This window comes from Paenibacillus glycanilyticus (genome assembly GCF_051200795.1).
GTDB classification, from domain to species: Bacteria; Bacillota; Bacilli; order Paenibacillales; family Paenibacillaceae; genus Pristimantibacillus; species Pristimantibacillus glycanilyticus.
The window spans coordinates 1844105-1863326 of the sequence record NZ_CP195155.1; the positions used below are offsets into that span (position 1 = coordinate 1844105).

Annotated in this window: 15 protein-coding genes and 1 pseudogene; 12 read left to right on the forward strand and 4 right to left on the reverse strand. The window is 51.2% G+C overall.

Going from position 1 to position 19222, the window contains the following annotated elements; translation table 11 throughout:
- Positions 1–6 precede the first annotated feature (6 nt).
- The 10 genes from ACR9FF_RS08250 to ACR9FF_RS08295 all read left to right on the forward strand — a co-directional run bounded on the left by ACR9FF_RS08250 (position 7) and on the right by ACR9FF_RS08295 (position 9995).
- Positions 7–1119: a GerAB/ArcD/ProY family transporter gene (locus ACR9FF_RS08250; protein WP_435170266.1), complete on the forward strand. Its 1113-nt coding sequence runs from the start codon at positions 7–9 to the stop codon at positions 1117–1119.
- A gap of 59 nt (positions 1120–1178) precedes the next feature.
- On the forward strand, positions 1179–1355 hold the full coding sequence (locus ACR9FF_RS08255; RefSeq protein WP_435170268.1) for a YjfB family protein: 177 nt from the start codon (positions 1179–1181) through the stop codon (positions 1353–1355).
- A gap of 188 nt (positions 1356–1543) precedes the next feature.
- On the forward strand, positions 1544–1912 hold the full coding sequence (locus ACR9FF_RS08260) for a DoxX family protein (protein ID WP_317979078.1): 369 nt from the start codon (positions 1544–1546) through the stop codon (positions 1910–1912).
- Positions 1913–2173: 261 nt separating this feature from the next.
- A complete protein-coding gene (locus ACR9FF_RS08265) occupies positions 2174–3130 on the forward strand; it encodes an alpha/beta hydrolase (protein ID WP_435170270.1) in 957 nt (318 codons plus the stop codon).
- Positions 3131–3192: 62 nt separating this feature from the next.
- Positions 3193–4191: a type I glyceraldehyde-3-phosphate dehydrogenase gene (locus ACR9FF_RS08270; protein WP_435170272.1), complete on the forward strand. Its 999-nt coding sequence runs from the start codon at positions 3193–3195 to the stop codon at positions 4189–4191.
- Between the two features lie 305 nt (positions 4192–4496).
- Positions 4497–5306: an ABC transporter ATP-binding protein gene (locus ACR9FF_RS08275; RefSeq protein WP_127496071.1), complete on the forward strand. Its 810-nt coding sequence runs from the start codon at positions 4497–4499 to the stop codon at positions 5304–5306.
- A gap of 26 nt (positions 5307–5332) precedes the next feature.
- On the forward strand, positions 5333–6151 hold the full coding sequence (locus tag ACR9FF_RS08280; RefSeq protein WP_127496070.1) for an ABC transporter permease: 819 nt from the start codon (positions 5333–5335) through the stop codon (positions 6149–6151).
- Positions 6152–6215: 64 nt separating this feature from the next.
- The gene (locus tag ACR9FF_RS08285) at positions 6216–7562 is read left to right on the forward strand and encodes an LLM class flavin-dependent oxidoreductase (RefSeq protein WP_435170275.1); all 1347 of its coding nucleotides are present in this window, start codon (positions 6216–6218) and stop codon (positions 7560–7562) included.
- A gap of 26 nt (positions 7563–7588) precedes the next feature.
- Entirely contained in the window at positions 7589–8608 is a 1020-nt protein-coding gene (locus ACR9FF_RS08290; protein WP_127496068.1) for an ABC transporter substrate-binding protein, read from the forward strand.
- Positions 8609–8648: 40 nt separating this feature from the next.
- A complete protein-coding gene (locus tag ACR9FF_RS08295; protein ID WP_435170278.1) occupies positions 8649–9995 on the forward strand; it encodes an LLM class flavin-dependent oxidoreductase in 1347 nt (448 codons plus the stop codon).
- Positions 9996–10187: 192 nt separating this feature from the next.
- On the opposite strand, the gene ACR9FF_RS08300 is transcribed toward ACR9FF_RS08295, so the two are convergent.
- Complete coding sequence (locus ACR9FF_RS08300; RefSeq protein ID WP_435170280.1) at positions 10188–11099, reverse strand: SDR family oxidoreductase; 912 nt, start codon at positions 11097–11099, stop codon at positions 10188–10190.
- A gap of 110 nt (positions 11100–11209) precedes the next feature.
- Between ACR9FF_RS08300 and ACR9FF_RS08305 the strand changes: the two genes are divergently transcribed.
- On the forward strand, positions 11210–12169 hold the full coding sequence (locus ACR9FF_RS08305; RefSeq protein WP_435170282.1) for a helix-turn-helix transcriptional regulator: 960 nt from the start codon (positions 11210–11212) through the stop codon (positions 12167–12169).
- 44 nt (positions 12170–12213) lie between these two features.
- Here ACR9FF_RS08305 and ACR9FF_RS08310 read toward each other — a convergent pair whose 3' ends face one another.
- The 3 genes and pseudogenes from ACR9FF_RS08310 to katG form a co-directional block, all read right to left on the reverse strand.
- Positions 12214–12666, reverse strand: a complete 453-nt coding sequence (locus ACR9FF_RS08310; protein WP_435172064.1) for an RICIN domain-containing protein — start codon at positions 12664–12666, stop codon at positions 12214–12216.
- Positions 12652–14058, reverse strand: a pseudogene (locus ACR9FF_RS08315) (family 43 glycosylhydrolase); the annotation flags it as partial. The pseudogene ACR9FF_RS08315 and the gene ACR9FF_RS08310, both read right to left, overlap by 15 nt.
- A 233-nt stretch (positions 14059–14291) precedes the next feature.
- The gene (gene katG, locus ACR9FF_RS08320) at positions 14292–16478 is read right to left on the reverse strand and encodes a catalase/peroxidase HPI (protein ID WP_435170284.1); all 2187 of its coding nucleotides are present in this window, start codon (positions 16476–16478) and stop codon (positions 14292–14294) included.
- A 353-nt stretch (positions 16479–16831) separates the two neighbouring features.
- Here katG and ACR9FF_RS08325 point away from each other — a divergent pair, with 353 nt between their 5' ends.
- Positions 16832–19123 carry a helix-turn-helix domain-containing protein gene (locus tag ACR9FF_RS08325; RefSeq protein ID WP_435170286.1) on the forward strand — a complete coding sequence of 764 codons (2292 nt, stop codon included), beginning with the start codon at positions 16832–16834 and terminating at the stop codon, positions 19121–19123.
- Positions 19124–19222: the final 99 nt, after the last annotated feature.

The following is a 19222-nucleotide window of genomic DNA, read 5'->3' on the forward strand; positions in this document are numbered from 1 at the left end:
GCGGATTTGAACAATGATATCAGCGAGAAATACAAGATATCTCCCTATTTAATCATCTTTCCGCTGTACGTCAGCATGGTCGGGATTGGCGTGCTTACTTACCAAAGGACGGTTATTAAGCATGCCGGTTACAATGCGTGGATCTCGGTTATCATAACGGGTTTCAGCATTCATATTCTATTATGGATGATTTATAAGCTGTTGTCGGCTAGCGAAGATGCGAACGATATAGCCACAATCAACAACAAGCTGTTCGGAAAAATAGTGGGCAGCTTTCTTAACGCGGCGATCGCGTTGTACTTTGTGTTTGGGGCATTCGTGAAATTCAAGGTGTATATCGAATTGATTCAAGTCTGGTTGTTTCCAAGCATGAATTTTTTGTACGTCAGCATCGTTATCGTCTTGCTTGTCTACTATGCCGTGTCGGGCGGTCTCCGGTCCGTAACGGGTATCGCGGTGTGGGCGACGATGATATCGCTCGTATCGATTATCCCGCAGGTTTCGCTTACCTTCCCGTATTTGCATCCTTTGAACCTGCTGCCGTTATGGAATCATTCCCTTGCTGAAGTTCTTTTATCTTCCAAAGACATGGCCTTTAATTTCCTTGGCTTCGAGATCCTTCTTTTGTTTTATCCGTTTGTTAAAACCCCGGAGAAATCGCAAAAATGGGCGCATCTTATCCTTTTTATGGTCATTTTATTGTATTTGGTTATTTTGGTTCTGGCCCTTATGTTTTTCACCGAAGAACAGCTGCGCCATTCCATCTGGCCGACGTTAAATATGATAGGGATCTTTGAAGTACCGCTGCTTCAAAGGCTGGAGTACATTGCTATTTCGTTATGGTTTATCAAAATAATAGCCGGCATTTCCATCTACTTATGGTCGGCATGCCGCGCAACCAAGATTGCTTTTCGCATAAGGCCGAGATTGTTTTTAGCTTTGAGTCTTATCGCGATTACGATTCTTTGCGAAATCATCAGGGATCACAGAACGGTCGAGAAGCTGTCGGCTGTTTATTCCGAGGTTGGTTTGTATTTTATATACGCCTATATTCCGTTGGTATTAATTGTCGTTCTGATCCGGAAACGGTGGGTAAGACATCTTCGGCGCACAACCTAACGTAGGATGGCTCATGTTCCGATACAAAAGGTGAAGTCAAATTTGAAAGGAGGGGAATGATGGATATTCCGGCTATGTCCGTTGCTTTGTCCCAAAGCAAGCTTATGAACGATGTTGGAATCAGCGTGCTCAAAATGGCGAAGGACCATTCAACGGAGCTGTCGCAGCAGTTGATCCAAATGATGGCGCAAAGCGTGCAGCCCCATCTGGGTGGCAATATCGATTTGAAAGTGTAATGAGTAGACGGAAGGCCGCCTTAAGCGTCGATTAGACGAGAAGGCGGCCTTTTTGCATTTTCCACGGATTCACTAAAAATAACGCTTTACAGGACACCAAAAGGTGTTATATTATAAACTCATAAAAGGACACCAAATGGTGTCTGTTTAATGAGTGATCCAAAACAAAAAAGGGAGAGATTTTAAACATGCATATTTTAGCAATTATTATTCAAAGCTGGCTGCTGTTCTCAATGGTTTTCTTCGGAATTACGAAGCTAACCGGTGCCAAACATCAGGTGGAGCTGTTTGAGTCGATCAAGCTGCCGCAGTGGTTCCGCGTCGTTACGGGTCTTGTTCAGCTGATTGGAGCAGCTGGACTCCTTATTGGCTACTGGTATCCCGGCATGGCATTCTGGGCGGGCGTTTGGATTGGGATTACGATGTTATTTGCGATTTTGTCGCATCTGAGAGTAAAGCACGCGTTCGGCAAAATGTTCCCCGCTGTCCTGAATCTCGTCATAGCAGCTGCGGTGATCCTTCTGTTTGCGGGGGATCTGGCTCATCCGTTTGGCTAAGTTACGGCAAAAATAACAAACCGGTACGCTGATACTTCAGTCGTACCGGTTTTTATTTATATAAATTTTACAAATCGTAGGACTCTCACTTACAATAAAATAGTAAAATTATCACTATATTCTGACGATATCTTGTCCTAAACTATTGATTGTAAATCCCTTCCCTATACGAGGAATGAACAGATTCAATTCCTGGCATAACGGTGATTAATAGAGGAAGTCCATATCGGATGCAATCCAATCAGGTGAGGAGAGGTAGAGATGACAGAAAAAACCGCAAGCAAGAAAATCGTGCTGGAGCCGGAAGCTTTAAAATTCGCTCAGGATACGGCAAATCCGCCGTATTTGTTCGACCTTGGTCCGGAAAAGGGCCGAGAAACGGTAGATAACGTTCAAGCCGGACATATTGCGAAGCCTAATGTCGACATCACCGATCTAACGATTGAGGGCGGGCCAAGCGGGCAGGTGTCCATTCGCATTCTCCGCGCTCCCGCTACGACCAAGAAGCTCCCTGCTATTCTCTATATTCATGGCGCCGGCTGGGTGTTTGGCAACGCCCATACGCATGACCGTCTTATCCGCGAGCTGGCGGTTGGAGCGGAGGCTGCCGTTGTGTTCCCGAATTACAGCTTGTCGCCGGAGGCCAAATACCCGGCAGCGATCGAAGAAATTTATGCTGCCCTGCAATGGATAGCGGAGAACGGCGAAGAGCATGGCCTGGATACAAGCCGGCTTTACGTGGCAGGGGACAGTGTTGGCGGTAACATGACGGCTGCGATAACACTTATGGCAAAAGAACGCAAAGGACCTCAGATTCATAAACAGCTGCTTTTCTATCCGGTTACGGATGCAGGGAATGAGACCGAATCCTACAAGGAATTCGCGACGGGTTACTTCCTTCGCCGGGACGCTATGGCCTGGTTCTGGGATCAATATACGACAAACCGCGAGGAACGGGAGGAAAACTATGCCTCGCCGCTGCGCGCGACAACCGAGCAGCTTGCCGGCTTGCCGCAAGCTCTGATCATTACGGGCGAAGCGGACGTCCTTCGCGATGAAGGCGAGGCATACGCCAATAAGCTTCGCGAGGCTGGCGTGCGGGTTACGCAGGTGCGCTTCCAGGGAACGATTCACGATTTTGTCATGCTGAATGCCCTGGCAGACACGGCTGCCGCTCGCGGAGCGATGCTGCTGGCGAACGCTTGGCTGAAGGAATAACCTTTAACCTTTTATTAGGTAAAAATTCGATTGCGCCAACGATGCGCAGGCAGGAGCGGGACATGAACAATATTGCTATTTTCGGCTTTGGACGGATCGGCAGACAACTTCTTCGGGTAGCTTTGCAGGACCAGCTGTTTGTGCCGGTATCCATCTCGGATATTAAAGACGAGGCCACGCTTGCGGCTCTCTTTGAAGTCGATACGAACTACAAGCGTTGGCCGGAGCCCGTGGCCGGCACAGAGGGAACGATCAAAATCGGCGACCGTTCCATTCTGTATTTGAACTCGTCGCAGGAAATTCCGAATTGGAGCGAGCTTGGCGTTGGGCTTGTCATCGACTGCACGGGGCGCGCGGTGACCAGACAGGTAGCGGAGCTTCACCTGGAGCGCGGTGCGAAGCGCGTTCTCGTCAGCGGACCAAGCAAAACCCTTGACGACTGCGATGCGGTATTGCTGAAAGGGATCAATCTCGACAGCTTTGATCCGGAGAAGCATAAAATCATCAGCATGGCGAGCTGCACGACCAATGCGCTTGCTCCCGTTGTTAAGCTGGTCCTGGAAAACTTCGGCATTCAATACGGCTTATTCTCGACGGTGCATTCCTATACGAATACGCAATCGCTGACCGATCAGCCGATGAGAGACCGAAGGGATTCCTGGGCAGCCGCGGAAAATATTATTCCATCCTCTTCGGGGGCGGCAAAGGCGCTTAAGTTTATTTGGCCGGATCTGCAAATTACGGGCAAGGCTTACCGGATTCCGACGCGTACCGGAAGTATCGCGGAGCTGAATCTGGTTACGGAGAAGCCGTGTACCGCACAGGAAATTAACGATATGTTCCGTAAAGCCGCGCAGGAAGGCCCGCTTAACGGAGTTCTTGATGTGTTGGAAGGAGAGTGGGCTTCCTCGCGTATCGTAGGCGATTCCCATTCTTCGATTATCGATCTTCCGCTGACTCATGTACAGGGCGGACTTTTATCCGTTGCCGCCTGGTATGATAACGAGTGGGGTTATGCTTCCCGCCTCGCCGAAGTAGCGGCATTTTTAGGCCGGCAATAATTGAGAATAGGAACCCGCTTTCTCCAAGTAGAAGGCGGGTTTTTGCGATTTCGGACATTGTTGACAAGGTCGCGCAATCGTTGCCTGGGACTTTAAAATTGGCCTAAATGGCCTATATTGACAACCAAAAAGTTTATGATATATTAATCTCATGGTTTTACTTGGTATTAATTGGCACCTATTGGATGAACCATCCAAACAAACGAACCGCTGACCGGGCAACTGGAAGCGCAGAAGACCAACTTACGTTGTGGTCGGCTGCGCTTTTTTTGTTATTGCCGGGTAAAAGAGAAAGGGTGAGAGAGATGCCGGCATTAGAAAAGCTTCGATTCGAGAATGTGGCAAAAAGCTTTATCGTGCGCGATCCAAAGCAAAAAGGGGCGACGCAGCAGTTTACGGCGGTTAAAGATTTGAGCTTTTCCGTCAAGGAAGGCGAGTTTATTACCTTGGTAGGACCAAGCGGCTGCGGAAAATCAACCCTGCTTGATCTCATTAGCGGTCTGTCGCTTCCAACTAGCGGACGTATCTACATGGACGGGAAAGAAATTACCGGTCCGGGCCTCGACAGAGGGATTGTTTTTCAGCAATATGCTTTGTTTCCCTGGAAGACGGCAAGAGGGAATATCGAGTTCGGGCTGGAAGCCAAAGGCATCCCGAAGCATGAGCGGAGGGAATTAGCGGAGCATTTTCTATCTTTAGTTGGTTTGAGTGCCTTTGCTAACCGGTATCCCCATGAATTGTCCGGAGGCATGAAGCAGCGCGTAGCGATTGCCAGAAGCCTTGCTTTTAACCCGGATGTTCTGTTGATGGATGAACCGTTTGCGGCGCTTGACGCGCAGACGAGGGAAACCTTGCAAAGCGAGCTGCTTCGGATCTGGCAGAAAACGAAAAAAACGATTATTTTCATCACGCATGGCATTGACGAAGCGGTATACCTGGGAGAACGCGTTGTTGTTCTGACTCCCGGTCCGGGTACGGTGAAGAAGATCGTCGATATCCCCTTGAAGCACCGGCTGGATGATGCGGACATCCGCTCCAATCCGGAGTTTGTAAAGGCGCGGCACGAGGTATGGAGCTTATTGCATGAGCTGGAGTACCAAGGTGCGTACATCTAACGGATTAACGAAAGGAGCGTATCGAAATGGAAAATGTAAAAGCGGTTCCTAGACCCTTGCAGACTAGAAAGATCAAGCTGGGCATTTCGCTTAATATCCGCAAGCTGTTCAAGCAGTCTATCGTCCTGATTCTATTGGCGCTGGTCTGGCAGTTTGCTCCCCTAGCGGGCTTCGCGGATCCGGCTTTTCTGCCCCCGTTCTCCGATGTCATTCAGGCGTTGTGGCATTTGATAGTGTCCGGCGAGCTGTTCCATCATTTTGCGGCGAGCATGATCCGTTCGTTAAGCGGATTTGCTCTGGCTCTTGTTATCGCCATTCCGTTAGGGCTTGCGATTGGCTGGTATCCACTTGCGAGGGAGCTGCTTAATCCGGTTATGGAATTGTTCCGCAACACGGCGGCGCTTGCTTTGCTTCCCGTGTTTATGCTCATCCTCGGCATCGGAGAGACATCCAAAATCGCCATCGTTTTGTTCGCCTGCACATGGCCGATTCTTCTGAACACGATCGCCGCCGTCGGCAACGTCGATCCGCTGCTGATCAAATCAGCCCGGTCCATGAATCTCTCGTCTTATAAGCTGTTCCTCAAAGTTATACTTCCGGCGTCGGTGCCTACGATCTTTACCGGAATCCGGATGGCGGGAACCGGAGCCATTCTCGTCCTTATCGCCGCCGAGATGGTAGGTGCCAAGGAAGGACTCGGCTACCTCATCACGTATTCCCAATATAACTTTCAAATCCCCGAAATGTTTGCCGGTATCCTCACGATCGCTTTGCTTGGCTTGTTGATTAATCAGGGACTAAGCGTGCTGGAACGTAAATTGTCCAAATGGAAGCAGCAGGTATAAACGAAGCGGATATTTTTTTGTATTAAAACTTATTAAAAATATAGGAATACTAGGAGTGGTGAGTATGACCAAAAAACAAATGAAGCTTGGAGCCTTCTTTAACCTGCCGGGCCATCATGTGGCCAGCTGGCGTTATCCGTCCACGGATCCTCGCCGTACCTTGGATCTGGAGTACTTAAAGGAGCTGGCGCAGACGGCGGAACGGGGCAAGTTCGATATGATTTTTTTCGCGGATATCCTTGGCCTCAAGCGCTTAGGCAACTTTGCTACCTCAACCATTAAGCTTGATCCGCTGATCATTATCTCGGCCCTTGCGGCAGTCACCCGGAATATCGGTCTGACGGCGACGCTTACGACCACTTATAACGAGCCGTTCCAGGTAGCGCGCAAGTTCGCGGCTATCGACCATTTATCCGGGGGACGCGCCGGCTGGAATGTAGTGACTTCGGGCAACGAGAAGGAGGCGCAGCTGTTCGGCAAGGAAAAGCATCTCGAGCATGCTCGTCGCTATGAAAGGGCGGAAGAATTCGTTGAATTGACGAAGAAGCTCTGGTTCTCCATCGAAGAGGAAGCGCTTGTTATCGACAAGGAGAATGGCCGGTTCCTGGACGTTGACAAGGTGCACCCCGTTGATCACCAAGGGGAATGGTTTAAAGTGCAAGGTCTGCTGGATGCTCCGTCGACGCCGCAAGGTTATCCCGTTATTGTGCAGGCGGGATCCTCGGAGGCGGGGAAAGAGCTTGCCGCGAAGACAGCCGAGGTCATATTTACCGCCTGGCAGACGCTGGAGGAAGCGCAGGCCTTCTACCGGGACGTGAAGGGGCGCCTCGCCAAATACGGACGCCAGCCGGATGACCTGAAAATTATGCCGGGCGTGTTTATTACGGTCGCGCACACGGAAGCCGAAGCGATTGCGAAGCGCAAGGAGTTAAACAGCTATATTTCGCCAGAGGTTGGTCTGGAGTACTTATCGAATTTTATCGGCGTCGATTTGAGCGGTTACGATGTGGATGCGCCGCTTCCGGCAAGCGGGGAGAACGAGGACAAGACGAACCCGCAGACCCGCACGAATATCATACGCGCTCTTGCGGAGCGGGAAGGCTTAAGCACGCTGCGCGAGGTGTACGAATTTATCGCAGGAGCAAGGGGACACCGGGAAATAGTAGGCACGCCCGCCCAGATCGTGGATCAGTTGGAGGAATGGTTCTTGAATGACGGAGCCGACGGCTTCAATATCATGCCGCCTACGTTCCCCGAAGGTTTAAACGACATTGTGGAGCTAGTTATTCCGGAGCTGCAGCGCCGAGGATTGTTCCGCACGGAATACGAAAGCCATACGCTGCGGGGGAATCTGGGCTTATCCGTTCCGGTTCATCCATACAGCAAGCAGCCGCAGCAATCGCATCAATAAATATGAAGAGGTCGGGAGAGGGTCTTATGAAGAAACGATTTACTCACGTTCATGCTTTTTTGTTAACGATGGGCTTAGTTAGCGCGCTGCTTGCAGGCTGCTCCGAGAGCAAGGCGAAGTCGGGGGAAGAAGACAAGGTGCTCCAGTACAATTCGGCGCCGGGAAGCGTATCGTTCCCTGAGCTGGCGAAGGATTTGGGGTATCTCGGCGATTTGGAGCTGGAATCGATCGGGAGCACGACGGGTGGACCGGAAAGCATTCAATTGACGGCAACGAAACAGATTGATTTCGGTTCGGCTTTTAATGGGGCGATCATCAAGTCCATCTCGCAAAACGTAAAGATTAAATCCGTTATCGGCTCTTACGGCAGTGATAAGAATACTTACATCGGCGCATACGTGCTGGCAGACAGCCCGATTAAATCGCCAAAGGATTTTATCGGCAAAAAAATTGGCGTCAATACGCTGGGAGCCCATTTGGAATTTGTAACAAAGGATTATTTAAGGAGAGGCGGCTTGACCGAAAAGGAAATCGAACAAGTGACGCTTGTGACGATTCCGTCCGCCAATGCCGAGCAAATTTTGCGCAGCAAACAGATTGACGTTGTGCTTATGAGCGGTATCGCAAGAGACCGAGCCCTGGACAAAGGGGGCATTGTTGAGCTCTTTAAGGATACGGACGTCTACAAGACGGAATTTACGGCGGGCGATTATTTCTTCCGGGAGGATTATATCAAGAAGAACCCGGACACGGTGAAGCAGTTTGTCGAAGGAGTAGCCAAGGCTATAGAATGGGCGCGCACGACTCCGCGGGAAGAGGTCATTCAGCGGTTCGAAGCCATAATCAAAAAGCGCGATCCCAACGAGCCAACCGAAAATCTGAAATATTGGAAGAGCACCGGAATTGCGAAGGCCGGAGGCGTTATAACGCCGGGCGAATATCAGGTCTGGATTGATTGGCTCGTAGCTAACGGTGATTTGAAGAAAGGCCAGGTTAAGGCGGAAGACTTGTACACCAACGAGTTTAATTCCTACGCGAAGAAATAAAGGAAAGCTAATTATATATAGAAGAGATGGAGTGGTGAAGATGACGGCAAGACAAATGAAGCTTGGTGCTTTTATCATGCTGCCCGGACATCATGTGGCGAGCTGGAGACATCCTGATTCCGGAGCAGACCGTACCTTTGATCTGGCCTATTTGACGGAGATCGCCAAGACGGCGGAGCGGGCCAAGTTCGACATGATCTTTTTCGCGGACGGCTTTGGCTCCAATCTGAATGAGCATTCCAGCTCCGCGCTTAAGCTGGATCCGGTTATTCTAATCTCGGCGCTAGCAGCCGTTACGGAAAAAATCGGGTTAGCCGCTACCTTAACGACCACTTATAACGAACCTTTCCATGTCGCGCGCAAGTTTAGTTCGATCAACCATTTGTCTGGCGGCCGCGCAGCCTGGAATGTCGTAACCTCCGCCAATGACAAGGAATCCTTCCTGTTTGGCAAGGATAAGCATCTGGAGCATGCAAGCCGGTACGAGCGGGCCGAGGAATTTGTTGAGCTTGTCCAGAAGCTGTGGCAATCCATCGACGCCGATGCGCTTGTTATTGACAAGGAACAAGGACGTTTTCTTGATGTTGATAAAGTGCATCCCGTCGATCATGACGGAAAATGGTTCAATGTAACGGGTACGCTCGATAATCCGGCTAGCCCGCATGGCAACCCGGTAATCGTGCAAGCCGGCTCATCCGAGTCCGGCAAGGAACTAGCCGCGAAGACGGCCGAGGTTATATTTACGGCCTGGCAGACGCTGGAGGAGGCGCAAGCATTCTATCGGGACGTGAAAGGGCGGCTGGCCACATACGGACGGGAAAAGGATGAGCTGAAAATTATGCCGGGCGTCTTCATTACGGTCGCCAAGACCGAAGAGGAGGCGCTGGCGAAGCAGAAGGAGCTGAACGGCTACATTTTGCCGGAGGTAGGTCTGGCATATCTGTCGGGCTTCACCAATATCGATTTGTCCGGTTACGATGTGGATGAGCCGCTGCCGGATATCAGCTCGATTGAAGACAAGACCAATCCGCGCATCCGGTACAATATTATCCGGGATATTGCAAAGCGCGAGAATTTAACTTCGATCCGCGCCGTGTACGAACGGATTGCCGGCGCCCGCGGACACCGCGAGATCGTCGGAACGCCTTCACAGATTGCCGATCAGCTGGAGGAGTGGTTCCTGAATGAGGGAGCGGACGGCTTCAATATTATGTCGCCGTATTTCCCCGGCGGATTCGAAGATATTATCGAGCTTGTCGTTCCCGAGCTGCAGCGGCGGGGACTGTTCCGTACCGAATACGAGAGCGGCACGCTGCGCGGGAATCTGGGGCTGCCTCTTTCCGTGGCAAAGGCAGAGAAGGATGAAGCGGCAGTAGGGCCGGTTTAACAGCAACCTGCGCATTTGAATGTTCTTCCGATCGCCATTACTCCGGGATTCCTTTATCTATATTATTTAAGGTAGGAATCCCGAGAGTAAAAGCGAACGCTAGCGCTTCTCCAGAAACATTCAAAATGCTCCGGTTGTGTTTAACCTTGATTGGGAATATATTGAGGCATTTTTTTTGCGTATATAAAAATGTTATCTATAACCCGTCGTATCCGCCGGCTTGCCCGCCTCGATAACTTCAACCAGATAAGGCATGCAATTGGGCTGTGATCCGTCCACATCCGTGAAGCCGTAAACCTGCGCAAGCTGGCCGCTTGACAGGGATTGTCCATTCCAGCGGCTTACTTCCGAATCTCCCGCAAGAGCAGCGACGGCACGTCCCACATAGCGAGGCGATTCGGAAATAATAAAATGAGGATCCTCGGAAGTGCCTTCCCGCCAGTTCTCCTCCGTCACCTTAAAAATTTCCAGCATGAGTTCGGAACGAAGCCAGCCGGGCGTCAAGGAAACAGCCGTGCATTCGTGAGGCTTCACTTCTTGAGCCAGCGCCCAAGCCATGCGATTGATGGAGTTTTTGACCAAATCGTAATACATCGACAGTCTGTAATGATCCCGATTGTACTCGGCAGTTCCGTCCGTCATCTCGACAATCAGCCCGTTCTTGTTCTTAATGAGGAGAGGGAGAACGAAATGGCTCGTAATCAGATGAGTATCAATGGCGAGTCTCAGCATGCGCAGTCCCTTATCCAGCGAATGCTCCCATACCGGAGTATTCCATTCCACGAGATTTTCGCCTCCCCATATATCATTGACCAGAATATCAAGCCTTCCATGCTCCTGCTCAATGCGGTTTGCCAAAGCCTGCACCTGTTCGGGAATCAGATGATCCACCTGTACGGCAATTCCCTGTCCGCCCGCTTTCGTAACTAGCTCCGCTGTTTCCTCAATGGTTTCCGGCCGGTTGTACTCGGATACTTGCGCCCGAGTTGTGCGCCCCGTGACATACACCGTTGCGCCTGCCGCTCCCAGTTCAATGGCAATGCCACGCCCGGCTCCGCGCGTTCCTCCTGCTACCAGCGCGATTTTTCCATGTAAAGGTTTCATTTTGGTTGCCTCCTAATTAGAATGGTGCTGCAATGGGTTGATTCTCTTTTCATTGTAAACTATAATGACGACATCTTTTGTCATATATAAAAAAGCAAAGGTGAATGGATATGAGGGCAGACCGTCTGCTTAGTATTATGATTTTGCTCCAGAATAATGAAATATTGACGACCAAGGAGCTTGCCAAAAGACTTGAGGTGTCGGACCGGACTATTCTTCGCGACATGGATGCGCTTAGCCTTTCCGGCGTGCCTGTCGTAGCGGACCGGGGGAAAACAGGCGGTTGGAGATTGATGGATCATTTCCGGAGCTACTTAAGCGGTCTTAAGCTGGAGGATACAAAGGCTTTGTTTATTCTTCCCGCCGAACAAATGCTGAAGGATCTAGGCGTGGAGATAAAGGGACTCGATATCCGTCAGAAGCTGCTGGCTTCCTTGCCCGACTCCTCCAAAAGCGAAGCATTGCATTATATGGAGAAAATTTATATGGATACGGGAACGTGGAAGCCCGCCGAGGACAAGAATAAAGCTTTGCTAACGATTCAAAAAGCGTTATGGGAGGATACCCGGCTCAAAATAACTTATCAGAAAGCCGATGGAACCAATTCGGAAAGGACGGTAAGTCCTTTGGGGCTGGTGGCGAAAGGCAGCTCCTGGTATTTGGTAGCCAGGAATGACGACGGAGCGTTCCGGAGCTTCAGGGTATCGAGAATTACGAGGGCGGAAGCTACGGATGAGTTGTTTTCCCGACCTGACGATTTCGATCTTGCTGAATACTGGAAGCAGAGCAAGCTGGATTTTGCCGGTTCGCTTCCTTCCATAGAAATAAAGGTTCTTGCGGATCCGTCCATACTAGGCCGAATGTCCTTCACGGATCGGTTTGTAGAGAAGCTGGGCACGGCTGTACCGGCCGTGGACGGGAAGGTCCCGGTAACGCTTCGCTTTAATACGGAGCAGGAAGCCGTGGAATACGTTCTTGGCTTTGGCGGCGCCATGATGCTGGAACAGCCGGACCATTTGATCGAAAAAATCGTGCAGCAAGCAAAGGCCGTCCTTGCCATGTACGAATAGAAAAACGCAACCGGGAACGGTTGCGTTTTTGCTAATTTTACAACTTATTTGCGTATCAGCTGCCACGTTTGAGCGACATTATTGTAGTCCTGCCAGATTTGAACGTTGGTGCCTGCCGCAGTTGCGCCGCCGGAGACATCAAGCGCTTTGCCGCTGTTCGGATTGATAAGCTTGAAGTTGCTTCCTCCGGTACCGAGAATTGCCCAACGCTGGGCAGCATTGTTCATATCCTGCCAGATCTGAACATTCGTGCCGTCAGCCGTACCGCCCCCGGCAACGTCAAGCGCTTTGCCGCTGTTCGTGTTAATCAGCTTGTAAGAACCGTCGCCCATGCTGGTAATGCGCCATTCTTGGGGCTTGTTGTTCAAATCATCCCATATCTGCACATTCGCCCCGTCAGCCGTGCTTCCGCCCGTAACATCCAACGCCTTGCCGCTAATCGGATTAATCAGCTTGTATACAGCGCCGGAGATAACGGCCGGGCTAGCCGGGAACAGGTCGAAGCAATCAAGCTCGCCATAGCCATCCCCTTTGGAGAAGCGGATTTTGTTCCAGCCTGCATTCAGCGTAAGGCGTGCGACCGAAGCTCCCCAGTTTTCCCAGCCTTTGTTCGCAATATATAAATTGCTGAAGCTTGTGTTATTAACCGTAAGAACCAAATAGGACCAATCCAGTCCCGTCGTCCCGTTACCTGTCCGGGCCGACATCACATAATCTCCCGCAGCCGCGGCGTAAACGTCGAATTCCACGTAACTGCTCGCCGTATCGATATGGCCGGCTTTGTTTCCGCCAGAACCGTTCGGGCTCGACGAAGCGTAAGCGGCGCCTCCGAATACGCCGGCCTCGCCTTCATAACGGACGCGGCCCGTGTCTCCCGAAGGTATGGCGATTGGAGTATTCGGAGCTGCGGGAGCCCCGAGATTTGGCGTGTTGTCCGCGTTCCAGGTAAACTTTTGTGCCCGGATTTCCCTATTCCAGCCCGCGCCGGAGTACTTCGCCGTATGATAGACGATCCAGTCCTCCGTACCGTCGGGAGATGTCGTGAAGGAATGGTGGCCGGGGCCGTACAAGCCGTTGCCGGATTGGAAGATCGGCTGGTTCCGTTTGGTCCAGGAGGACGCTTGCAGCAGGTTACTGCTCGCATTAGCCGTAACAAGGCCTAAGCAATAACCATCTGTCCAGCTTCCGCTTGCCGAATAGACAAGACTGATGACGCCGTTGCGGACGATGACTTGAGGTCCTTCGTTAACGGAAGGAGAGGTATTGGTTTCCCAGGAATAGGTCGGATGCGCAATTTCAACCCGAACCGAGTCGATCGTCCACGGATTGCTCATATGGGCGATATACAGTTTTTGCGAGACATTTGCTGTGCCTTCCCAGCCAGACCATATGAAATACAGATTGTTATTTACTTGCAGCACGGTTCCGTCGATTGCCCAACGGTTTGTAGAGTCGGTAATTTGTCCCTTGTTTACCCAAGTGCCCGTCATTGGATCGGCGGAGGTATTCTCCAGAACGTACATCCGGTGATTATCGTTGTTGCCGTCATCCTTGGCGTAATAGATATACCAGGCTCCGTTGATGTAGTGAATTTCGGGAGCCCAGACATTGCAGCAGCCGGTAGAAATCACTCTTTTGGCGCCGGCGTCAACTCCGGTAAGCGAGCTGGACTTCCAGATCGTCACGTCGCCTCCCGTTGTTTTGGTGAAGTAATAGAAGCCGTCGGTATGCTTGTAGATCCACGGATCCGCGCCGTCTTGGAAAATCACGTTGTAAAAGTTGCTGCTTTGCGTTGAGGCAGTTGCGTTTGCCGCCACAGGCAGGACAAGCAGCAATACAAGGAACAGCATCAAGCCTTTGATACCGCTTACAAAAAACTTCGATTTCATTCATACACCAACCCTTCGATTTGAATATGTTTTCACGTATAGTTAATCATTTCCAGTCAATGAGAAACAGGACGCCATTATAGATCGTACGGACATTTTTTTAGCCGGTGAGGCAAGGAAAGGGCGCATAGCAGGCAGAAAGCCTGCTGCATAGCAGCATGAGGCCCACGGCGGGCAAGCAAATGAAACAGCCTGCCCGAGATTCTCAGGCAGGCTGTTTATATAAGAAAGAATTAGTTCACCCGAAGATCGTAACGGTCCGCGTTCATGACCTTTACCCAAGCGGCAACAAAGTCGCGCACAAATTTCTCTTGGTTGTCGTCTTGCGCATACACTTCGGCAATCGCGCGAAGGATGGAGTTCGAGCCAAACACGAGATCCACTCTCGTTGCGGTACGGTCAACCCGGCCAGTCGTCCGGTTGCGGCCGTAATATACGCCGCCATCCCGAGGCTCCCAAGCAATGTTCATGTCGAGCAGCTTCACGAAGAAGTCGTTGGTAAGGGTGCCGACGCGATCGGTGAATACGCCATGCTGGGTGCCGCCGTGGTTGGTGCCCAGAACGCGAAGGCCGCCGACAAGGACTGTCATCTCCGGTGCAGTCAGGTTCAGCAGCTGAGCTTTGTCTACCAGAAGCTCTTCGGCGGATACGCTGTACGTCTTCTTCAGATAGTTGCGGAAGCCGTCCGCTACTGGCTCAAGCACCGCGAAGCTCTCTTCATCGGTTTGCTCCTGCGTGGCATCGCCGCGGCCAGGGGAGAATGGAACCGTAACGTTAAAGCCTGCCTCTTGCGCGGCTTTTTCGACTGCGGCACTGCCGCCAAGCACGATCAGGTCGGCGATGCTGACCTTCTTATCCAAGTCCTCTTGAATCCCTTCGAGGATCGTTATGACCTTAGTAAGCTGCTGCGGCTGATTGACTTCCCAATCCTGCTGCGGAGCAAGACGGATACGGGCTCCGTTGGCGCCGCCGCGCATATCCGAAATCCGGAAGGTGCTGGCCGATGCCCAAGCCGTCGTCACCAGCTCGCTGATGGTGAGCCCCGAGTCGAGGATTTTCGTTTTCAGCTCGGCAATTTCTTCATCGGACAAGGTATAGTCAACGGCCGGTACAACATCCTGCCAGATCAGCTCTTCAGCCGGAACTTCCGGTCCGAGATACCTGTCGCGAGGTCCCATGTCGCGGTGAGTCAGCTTGAACCAAGCGCGGGCAAAAGCATCCGCGAACTCTTCCGGATTCTGGTGGTAACGGCGGGAGATTTTTTCGTATTCGGGATCAACGCGCAAAGCCATGTCGGCCGTAGTCATCATGGTTCGAACGCGGACGGATGCGTCTTCGGCGTCCGGCGCAAGATGATTCTCGTCAGGGTTGATAGCGACCCAAATATGCGCGCCCGCGGGGCTCTTCGACAGCTCCCATTCGTAACCGAACAGCATATCGAAAAAGCCGTTATCCCATTGTGTCGGATTTGGCGTCCATGCGCCTTCAACGCCGCTTGTGATGGCATCGCGGCCTTTGCCGGAGCCATGCGTGCTCAGCCAGCCAAGACCTTGCGCTTCGAGAGGGGCCGCCTCAGGATCGGGACCAACTAGAGAAGCGTCGCCTGCTCCATGTGCCTTGCCGAAGGTATGTCCGCCGGCGACAAGCGCGACGGTTTCTTCATCGTTCATGCCCATGCGGCCGAACGTTTCGCGAATGTCGCGGGCGCTTCCGGCAGGATCCGGATTTCCGTTAGGACCTTCGGGATTCACGTAGATGAGGCCCATTTGCACGGCGGCAAGCGGATTTTCCAGATCCCGTTCGCCGGTGTAACGATTGTCGCCCAGCCATTCTTTTTCATTACCCCAGTAAATATCTTCTTCCGGATGCCAGACGTCCGCTCGTCCGCCGCCAAATCCAAACGTTTTGCCGCCCATCGATTCAATCGCGACATTGCCTGTCAGAATCATCAGGTCGGCCCAGGAAATTTTATTGCCGTACTTTTGCTTGATTGGCCAGAGCAGACGGCGGGCTTTATCCAGATTGCCGTTGTCCGGCCAGCTGTTGAGCGGAGCAAAGCGCTGCGTACCGCTGCCGGCACCGCCGCGTCCGTCGCCTGTCCGGTATGTACCCGCGGAGTGCCAAGCCATACGGATAAAGAACGGGCCGTAATGTCCGTAATCGGCCGGCCACCATTCTTGGCTGTCTGTCATCAAATTGCGAAGATCCTGTTTAAGAGCCTGGTAGTCAAGCTTCTTGAATTCTTCGGCATAATCAAAGTCTTCACCCATAGGATTCGATTTTCTGTCATGCTGGTGCAGAATGTTAAGGTTCAGCTGATTAGGCCACCAATCTCTATTTGAAGTACCACTAGATTTGAAGCTTGTAGCGCTTCCATGCATCACCGGGCATTTACCTGCGTTAGGAACTGTAGCGTCCATCCAATCATCTCCTATTAGCTTTATTAAAGTAGCAAATGATAGAAAAAAATTTGCACTTATCCTCTTTATAAAACGTTATGAAACCGAAATCAATCCAAGTTATAAAAATTCATCCAATCTTCACGCAAATCTGATAATTTAAATAGATGAACGGAAAAAGAGGGACAAATAGAGGATATGAACGCCACATGAAAATTAGAATATCGAAATGAAATCTTAAACTTTTGCTGTCGAAACGGTTTCGAATCAAGGTGAGCCATGCTACAATGTAGGCAAGTAAACCGCTTTACTCATTTAGGCTAATGATTGTGACAACGCTTACATGCAGAGTCGGGCGCGGCAGGAGGAAAAACATGCTCAAGCTGAACAATTGGTATATACGACTGCTCGTTTCTTATTTTCCGATCCTGGTGCTGACCGTATCCATGATCATTTTCTTGTCTTTTATCGCAGTTAATGAGATATCCCGGTCAGAGACGGCCAAGGCAGACCGCATTACGACAGGCTATGTCGTAGGCAGCGTGGAACGTTCAATTCATGAAGTGGAATTTAATGTGCTGGGGGAAGTCGAGTCGAACAAGAGCTACGCGGCTTATTTGAACGGTTCTTCCGAATCCACAACGATCAAATATAATGTGGTTCATAGCCTGAGGTCGCTGATTGAGGATAACGACCTGGTCGAATCGATTTATTTATACAGGAAGTCGGATAATGTTGTCCTGACGTCCAGCGGCGAGACCGATTTGTCTGAGTTTGGCGACCGGGAATTCCTGAGCAAGGCGGAGGAATCCCGCGATTACAAGGGATGGTCGGCAAGCCGCGAATTCAAGGAATACGACGGCTTGAAGCCGGTAAAGGTCATTTCGATGTATAAGGAGACGCCGCTTCCTTTCGGCAAGGACGGCATCCTCGTGATTAACATCAATCTTTATAATGTCGGGCAGATGATCGGAAGCATGACGAACCACCAAGTATCGTTCATGCGGATTACCGATTCGGCCAAGCAGCCCGTGTATCCGGGAGATAACGGTACGGCTTCCGGCGGCAATGTGCTGACAACGATTACCTCGCAGCCGCTTGGCTGGACCTTCGAGAGCGGTATTCAAGCCGGGCATTTGATGAGTTGGGTTTCGGTTGTTTCTTATGTATGGGTTATTATCGCGGTCCTGACCTTTGGGGTTGCCATTGTTTATATTATTTGGGTAACCCGGCGAAATTATAAGCCGATTAGGCTGATGATGAACCGGATTCAAGCGCTGCACCTGCGGGGGAGCGACGGCACGGCGGTTAAGCTCGATGATTTGACGATGATTGACCGCGCGCTCGAGAATCTCATCGTCCAATCCCGCGATCACGAGAAGGAGCAGCGCGAAAGCGTTGTGCTTCAGCGCAGGCAACTGTTCAACGAGCTTATTAGCGGACAGCGCAGCGATCAGATGGTGGAACGGCTTCGCAGGCTGAATCTGTTGCCGGATAAAGGACGATTCGCGGTTATGGTCGCCAGGCTTAACAAGTACGAGGAATTCCAGGCGGATAATACGCTTCATGAGCAGAATGTATTAAAGTTCGCGCTTGGCAACGTGATGCAGGAGCTGGCGAATAACGAAGGCCTGCAAAGCTGGGGAGAATGGTCGGCATCCGACCGGATTACGTTCGTATTCGCATCCGGCGACGGAGCTGTCGATTCCGACATGCTGACTCAGCTTCGCAAGACGGCTGCGGTGGCCAGGGAATGGGTAAAGGGACATTTGCGTTTTAACCTGGCTTTGGGCATTGGCTCCATCGTGAAAGACTGGAACGGAATAGGCGGTTCCTATCGCGATGCGTTAAACGGCATGGAATATCAATTCGCCATAGGCCGAGATGCGATTACGTTCAGCGGGGATATTCCTCGGGAGCAGCCGCGCGGCATGTTCAATTACACGCAGCAGTGTACCAATTGCGTGCAGGAATTCAGGCTGACCAATGAAAGCTGGCGGGATACGTTCGAGCAGCTGTTCAAGCATTTCGAGACGGACGTTATGAAAGACGAAGATATTTTATCGTTAGTCCAGCTTTTCCTGCAGATGCTGAGCCGGGAGCTGAAGGAGCTGTCGGACACGCTGAACGAATGCTTGGACGAGGCGCGTATTTCGGAAGTGCTGGCAGGATTAAGAGGCGCGGCAACGCTTAGCGAGATGAAAGAACAGCTTTCGGATTATTTGGTACAAGTCTATGATACGTATGTCGCGATGAGCCAGACCAAAGGGTATAAGACGATGATCACCGAGATTAGAGCTTATATCCAAGAGAACTTTGCCGATCCGGACTTGTCTCTCAAGCATTTAAGCGACAAGTTCGAAATATCCGGCAAATACGCCAGCCATTTGTTCAAGCTGGAGTACGATATGAAATTTGTTGATTTTCTCGTACAGCTGCGGATGCAGCAGGCGGAGCGTCTGCTCGCGGAAACGGACGAGACGGTGCAAAATATCGCCCTTCAGGTTGGTTATGCTAACTCTATAACGTTCGGACGGGTGTTCAAACGGTTGACGGGCGTAACGCCGGGCGAATTCCGCAAGCTGAAGATGCGTCCTTCCACAACTCTTATTGGCGCACAGGGCAATCGCGATGAAACCATTATGGATGATAAAGCTAACGATTAAGTGCTGACGACAGCGGCGTTCCGGATAAAGAAATCTATTCGGACAGCCGTTGTTTTCTTTTTACAACGCAAAGTTTATCGCGGGAAACGGCTTTATTAC